This window comes from Lentzea sp. NPDC060358 (assembly GCF_042725365.1).
Lineage (GTDB): Bacteria > Actinomycetota > Actinomycetes > Mycobacteriales > Pseudonocardiaceae > Lentzea.
In genome coordinates this window covers 1-5890 of sequence record NZ_JBHXCW010000358.1, presented here as the reverse complement: position 1 = coordinate 5890, position 5890 = coordinate 1, and the positions used below count along the sequence as shown (strand labels likewise).

The following is a 5890-nucleotide window of genomic DNA, read 5'->3' as shown; positions in this document are numbered from 1 at the left end:
CCTCGTTTCGAGGTGGCCCCGGCCGTTTCTCCAGGGTCGTCTGGTGCGCTGGGCCGCATGGACAGTCGGGGCTCGATCCTGTTGAGAGCCGCGGAGATCGCCTCGGTCGACGGCCTGGAGGGCGTCACGATCGGACGGCTCGCGGTCGAGCTCGGCATGAGCAAGAGCGGCGTCTTCTCGCACTTCGGCGCGAAGGAGGAGCTGCAGATCTCGACGGTGCACGCGGCGGCGGAGATCTTCGCCCGCGAGGTCGTGGTCGCCGGCGGCTCCGTCCTCGACCTGGCCGACCGCTGGCTCGACTACTCGAAGCGCCGCGTGTTCCCCGGCGGCTGCTTCTTCGTCGTGACGCGCTCGGAGTTCGCGGCCCGCTCCGGCCGCGTGCGCGACGCGCTGATGCTCTTCACCCTGCGCTGGTTCTCCCTGCTGGAACGCCTGTGCGGCGACGCGCAGCTGGCGTTCGAGGTGGACGCCCTGCTGACCGCGGCCGACCGGTTCGCCGTCCTCTACGACGACGCCTCGGCGTACGAGAGGGTGCGGCTGGCGTTGCGCGCCCGGATGGCCATGCCGACCGGGATGGAGATGAGCGTGGCCACGCCGAACGACAACAGCATCGCGAGCCAGGCCTCGTCGACGATCTGACCGCCGATGTACCCGACGGCCGCGGGGTAGAGGCTCCACAGCGCCGACCCGATCGCCGCCACCGGCACGAACCTCCTGAGGGGCCACTTCAACGCCCCCGCCAGCAACGCGCCGACGATGCCGCCGGCCGGCAGGAACCGCGCCGCGATGAGGATCGTCTCGCCCTTGGACGCGAGCTGGTCGGCGGTCCACACGACCATGGCCCGCGCCTTGGCGTTCCTGTTGACCTTGTCGAGCGCCCTCATACCCATCCGCCTGCCCGCGGTGAAGTTGACCATGTCGCTGAGCAGGCAGCCGACGGCGGCGACGAGCACCACGAGGTACAGCGGAACCTCACCGGACGCGGCCAGGACTCCGGCGCCGATGAGCACCGCCTCCGTCGGTGCCAGCGGCACGACGGCGACCAGGAACAGCACGACGAGGCTGGCTGTGGCGCTCATGACCGGTGAACGTACGTGACCGAGGTGAACAATCCCGGCCAGGGTGTTTCTTCAGCGCAACCACAGGATGCACGCCGGATCGTCAGATCATGACGGCGATCAGCAGCGCGATCAGCGAGGCCGCCGCGAACGACGGCAGGAGAACCAGGTTCCACATCAGCAGCCGGCGGACCGAGTGGAGCAGGATCACCGCTTCGGTCGTCGCCTGCACGCCCGCGTCCTCCACGGAGGCCGAGGCGCGGATCCGGCGCAACGACTCCGACGGCCACATCCGCGCCCAGTCCGGTCCCGTGCCCGGACCGGTTCTCCTGGAGATGTAGGGCGCGAACGGGCCCTGCGGATCCGGGGAGGGAACAGCGTGAGGGTCTTCGGACACCGAGCCGCCTTTCGTCGATTCGCGCACACCGGGCAGGTGCGCCCGAGCGATCAGGCTGTCGCCCGCGACCGTGATCGCGTTACGTCTCGTCCCGCCCGGCGGGAGCGTCCGGTTGTGCCCGAACGGGAAAGGGCGCGCCGCGGCAACCGGTGCCGTGACGCGCCCTCCCGACGGGCTCGCTAGCGGTTGGCGCGGTTGATCGCCGAGACGATCGCGCGGAACGACGCCGCGACCGTGCTCGAGTCGATGCCCACGCCCCACAGCACGCGGTCGCCCACGGCGCACTCGACGTAGGCGGCGGCGCGGGCGTCGTCACCGGCGGAGAGCGCGTGCTCGGCGTAGTCCAGCACCCGCACGTCGTAGCCGATGGACGCGAGCGCGTCGACGAACGCGGCGATCGGGCCGTTGCCCGAACCCGTGATCTCCTGCTGGTCGCCGTCGATCAGCAGCGTCGCGGTGATCTCCTCGCGGCCGCTGCCGTCCGACGTCGCCCGGTGCTTCAGCAGGTACAGCGGCACCCGGCCGTGCAGGTACTCCTCCGCGAAGGCGTCCCACATCTCCTTCGGGTTGATCTCGCCGCCCTGCGTGTCGGTGACCTCCTGGATCACCCGCGAGAACTCGATCTGCAGGCGCCGCGGCAGGTCCAGGTGGTGCTCCTGCTTCATCAGGTACGCGACGCCGCCCTTGCCGGACTGCGAGTTGACCCGGATGACGGCCTCGTAGTTGCGGCCGACGTCCTTCGGGTCGATCGGCAGGTACGGGACCTCCCACGGGAAGTCGTCGACGTGTTGGCCCGCGTCCTTGGCGTCTTCCTCGAGGGCCTCGAAGCCCTTCTTGATCGCGTCCTGGTGGGAGCCGGAGAACGCGGTGAAGACCAGGTCGCCGCCGTAGGGGTGGCGCTCGGGCACCGGCAGCTGGTTGCAGTACTCGACCGTGCGGCGGACCTCGTCGATGTCGCTGAAGTCGATCTGCGGGTCGATGCCCTGGCTGAACATGTTCATGGCCAGCGTGACCAGGCAGACGTTGCCGGTGCGCTCGCCGTTGCCGAACAGGCAGCCCTCGATGCGGTCCGCGCCGGCCAGGTAACCCAGCTCGGCGGCGGCGACACCCGTGCCGCGGTCGTTGTGCGGGTGCAGGCTCAGGATGATCGAGTCGCGCTGCGCGAGGTTGCGCGACATCCACTCGATCGAGTCGGCGTAGACGTTCGGCGTGGTCATCTCGACGGTGGCCGGCAGGTTGATGATCAGCGGCTTCTCGGGCGTCGGCCGGATGATCTCCGTGACCGCGTTGCAGACCTCCAGCGCGTACGTGAGCTCCGTGCCCGTGTAGGACTCGGGGGAGTACTCGTAGCGGAAGTCGGTCTCCGGGTAGTCCTTCTCCTGCTCCTTGGCGAACTTCGCGGCGTCCGTGGCGATCTTCTTGATGCCGTCGCGGTCGGAGCGGAAGACGACGCGGCGCTGCAGGATCGACGTCGAGTTGTAGAAGTGGACGATCGCCTTGTTCGCGCCGCGCAGCGACTCGAACGTCCGCGAGATCAGCTCCTCACGGCACTGCGTCAGGACCTGGATCGTCACGTCGTCCGGGACCGCGCCGTCCTCGATGATCTCGCGGACGAAGTCGAAGTCGGTCTGGGACGCGGCCGGGAACCCGACCTCGATCTCCTTGAAGCCCATGCGCACCAGCAGGTCGAACATCTTCCGCTTGCGCGCGGGCGACATCGGGTCGATCAGCGCCTGGTTGCCGTCCCGCAGGTCCACCGCGCACCACGCCGGCGCCTTGGTCGCCGTCTTCGTCGGCCACGTGCGGTCCGGGAGGTCGATGGTCTCGACCACCTCGTGGAACGGGCGGTAGCGGTGGAACGGCATGCTGCTGCCCAGCTGGGTGTTCCAGTTCGGCTGGCCGTCCGGGGCCGGGCGGGACGGCTTGCGGATCCGGCTGGTGCCCGAGGTGTAGGCGTCGGAGGAGGTCATGCTCTGTGCTCCTGCGGGTCGTTGTGGAAGACGACCGGCGGCAACGCTGAAGCCCGCGACGGGGGGCCGGTCTGATCAGACCCCGTCACGGCAGCGAAGCAGGAGGGAACGCCACACGTCCGACAGAGTAGCCACACTTTTGGTCGGGATGGAACCAGGGGACCGGATCGTGGGACTTGTGCGACCGGACGGGTGGTCGTTGTGCGGGTGTTGCGGGGCGCGTGGTCACCGGGCGGATGAGGCCGGGCGGGTGGTCACCGGGCGGGTTGCTACCGGGCTGATGCGGCCGGGCGGGTGGTCACCTTGCGGGCGGCCGGCTTGCGTTGCGTGCTTTCCCTCAGGGGCTCTGCCCCCGAACCCCCGGCAATCTGATCGGGGGCACCGCGCCCTCGGCGGGTTGATGGCACGCCTGTTTCGTTGGGCGGCCGGCGGTTGCGTAGGTGGTTGCGTTGCGGTGGGTGCCCCATCACAAGCCGCACCAGGAGCTGGCCACACGCGAGGAGGGGTGTCAACTCGACGAAAAGCGTGTCGAGTTGACACCCCTCCTCGCATGCAGCGAGTGCTGAGTCGCGCTAGACGGGGGAGCCACCACCGCGCCTCGCTGTGCTCGGGACTGCTCGGCTTCGCCTTCGCTTGGGCTCGCCTTCGGCTTCGCACCTCGGGGGCTCGGCTTCGCCTTCGCGTTCGGTGATCGCTGCCTTCGGCTTCGCTCGCGTGGGGTGGCTCGGCTGTCCGGTGTGTCGCGGACGGCTCGCCTGGGCTTCCCATCGCTTGACGGCTCATGTCCCTGGCAGTTCGTGTCGTGCGGCGACTCGTGTCGCCTTGCGGCTCGTGTCGTGCGACGGCTCGTGATCCCTGGCAGCTCGCGTCACGCGGCGGCTCGCGTCGCCTGGAGGCTCACGTCGTGTCTGCGGCGCCAAGATCGACTGTTCTGTCAGACCTCGTCGCTAGGTTGGGTCGCGGGGGACCCGAAGCCCGAGGGGACCCCTGCGCGAGCCTGCGCGGCGCCCGTCAGGGGGCTACTCGCCGGTGCCCCGGTCGCGGCACGCGGGTGGCGGGAGCGGGTTCAGGGGGCTGCACGACCAGTCGGACGGCGGGGTGGTCGTCGTCGTTGCCGCTGGAGGGGCTGCCGGGGGTGGGGTCTCGTTCGTCGCCGCCGGGGGTGGGGTGGTCGTCTTCGGCTTGGGCGCCGGGCTGTCCGGGGTGGCGGGCGCGCTCGGAGTTGTGCTGCTGGCGGGGGTGGAGGTCGCCGGTGTGCTCGGCTGGGTGCTGGTCGTGGATCTGACCCAGGTGGAGGCCGGGGGTCTGCTCTGCGGGTCCTCGGGGCTCGCGCCGTGGAACGCCATGCCCACCAGCACGCCCAGCAGTGCCGACCCGAGCACGGCGAAACCACCTGCTGCCCACAGTGCGCGCACAGCAGTCCTCCTCAGATGCTCACGGGGTGAAGTCGGGCGATCACGCCTCCGGGCAGGCTACTGGGTTGAACCGGCGCCGGAGAACGCTCGCCCTGAAGCCTTATCGGCGCCCCTGCGCGGGTGGTTGAGTGATCGCCGTCACTGGGAGGTGCTGCGGGGCGGTGCCGGGAAGGCCTGTCACCAGCGCTGTTGTGGTCGGGTGCCACGTCGGAGCGTCACCCGTGCAGGTGAACGGCGACGGAGCGGTCAGCAGACGTAGGGGCCCTAACAACTCCGTAAGCTCTTTTCGGTCCGGTTTGGGCCAGTATTTTCGGTATGCGCAGTCGTCGATTCCTGATTCCCGCCTCAGTTTTCCTGGTCGTCGCGCTGGGGGTCGGTCTCTACCTCTTCCAGCCCTGGCGGCTGCTCACCGTTCGCGAAACGAACGAGGCTCTGCTCGTGCCGCCGGTGGCCACTGGATCGACTACTCAGTTGACCACTCAGTCAACTACTTCGAGTTCGCCGGTGCCCGTCGTGGAAACGCCGAAGGAGGTGGCGGCGGGGGAGTGGCGGTCGCTCGAACACGCGACCACCGGTAAGGCGAGCCTGATCCGGTTACCCGGTGGCGGGCATTCGGTGCAGTTCGCCGGCTTGAACACCAGTGATGGTCCTGACCTGTACGTTTACCTCTCGCCGCACGCGTCGAGCTCGCCGGAGAAAACGTTCGGCGACCGTTTCACGAGCCTCGGCAAGTTGAAGGGCAACCGGGGTGACCAGGTGTACGAGATTCCGTCCGGAGTCGATGTTTCCTCCATTCGGAGTGTTGTCATCTGGTGTCAGAGGTTCTCTGCGGGCTTTGCCGTAGCTCCGCTGGAACAAGCCTGAAACATCCCGGTGCGGAGTGCTCTTCTTGCACTATTGACTTTCCTGGTCTAGACCACATAGCGTAAACGGAGAGAACTCGACATCGTCCCTTGTCGACGGGCGTGCGGAAGCCCCGTCGGCGAGGAGCACGGCTCACTGGGTGGGCCCTCCGACGGCGGTGATGCGGCTCCCACTCTCCCTGGGGCC

At 68.8% G+C, this 5890-nt stretch carries 5 protein-coding genes and 1 pseudogene; 2 read left to right on the top strand and 4 right to left on the bottom strand.

All coding sequences use genetic code 11. The features are described from left to right. Positions 1 to 57 precede the first annotated feature (57 nt). Positions 58 to 639: a TetR/AcrR family transcriptional regulator gene (locus ACFWGZ_RS38900; protein ID WP_382456603.1), complete on the top strand. Its 582-nt coding sequence runs from the start codon at positions 58 to 60 to the stop codon at positions 637 to 639. A gap of 20 nt (positions 640 to 659) precedes the next feature. Here the strand turns inward: ACFWGZ_RS38900 and ACFWGZ_RS38895 are convergent. The 4 genes and pseudogenes from ACFWGZ_RS38895 to ACFWGZ_RS38880 all read right to left on the bottom strand — a co-directional run. Further along, a pseudogene (locus ACFWGZ_RS38895) lies at positions 660 to 1079 on the bottom strand (DedA family protein); the annotation flags it as partial. 82 nt (positions 1080 to 1161) lie between these two features. Next, positions 1162 to 1455 carry a hypothetical protein gene (locus ACFWGZ_RS38890; RefSeq protein ID WP_382456602.1) on the bottom strand — a complete coding sequence of 98 codons (294 nt, stop codon included), beginning with the start codon at positions 1453 to 1455 and terminating at the stop codon, positions 1162 to 1164. Between the two features lie 179 nt (positions 1456 to 1634). Next, on the bottom strand, positions 1635 to 3425 hold the full coding sequence (leuA, locus tag ACFWGZ_RS38885; RefSeq protein ID WP_382456601.1) for a 2-isopropylmalate synthase: 1791 nt from the start codon (positions 3423 to 3425) through the stop codon (positions 1635 to 1637). Positions 3426 to 4444: 1019 nt separating this feature from the next. Further along, a complete protein-coding gene (locus tag ACFWGZ_RS38880) occupies positions 4445 to 4840 on the bottom strand; it encodes a hypothetical protein (protein ID WP_382456600.1) in 396 nt (131 codons plus the stop codon). A 315-nt stretch (positions 4841 to 5155) separates the two neighbouring features. Here ACFWGZ_RS38880 and ACFWGZ_RS38875 point away from each other — a divergent pair, with 315 nt between their 5' ends. Then, the gene (locus ACFWGZ_RS38875; protein ID WP_382456599.1) at positions 5156 to 5704 is read left to right on the top strand and encodes a DM13 domain-containing protein; all 549 of its coding nucleotides are present in this window, start codon (positions 5156 to 5158) and stop codon (positions 5702 to 5704) included. Positions 5705 to 5890 lie beyond the last annotated feature (186 nt).

Coding starts and splice junctions, on each gene's coding strand:
- ACFWGZ_RS38875 (WP_382456599.1), top strand. CDS start 5,156: ATGCGCAGTCGTCGATTCCTGATTCCCGCCTCAGTTTTCCTGGTCGTC.
- leuA (WP_382456601.1), bottom strand. CDS start 3,425: ATGACCTCCTCCGACGCCTACACCTCGGGCACCAGCCGGATCCGCAAG.
- ACFWGZ_RS38900 (WP_382456603.1), top strand. CDS start 58: ATGGACAGTCGGGGCTCGATCCTGTTGAGAGCCGCGGAGATCGCCTCG.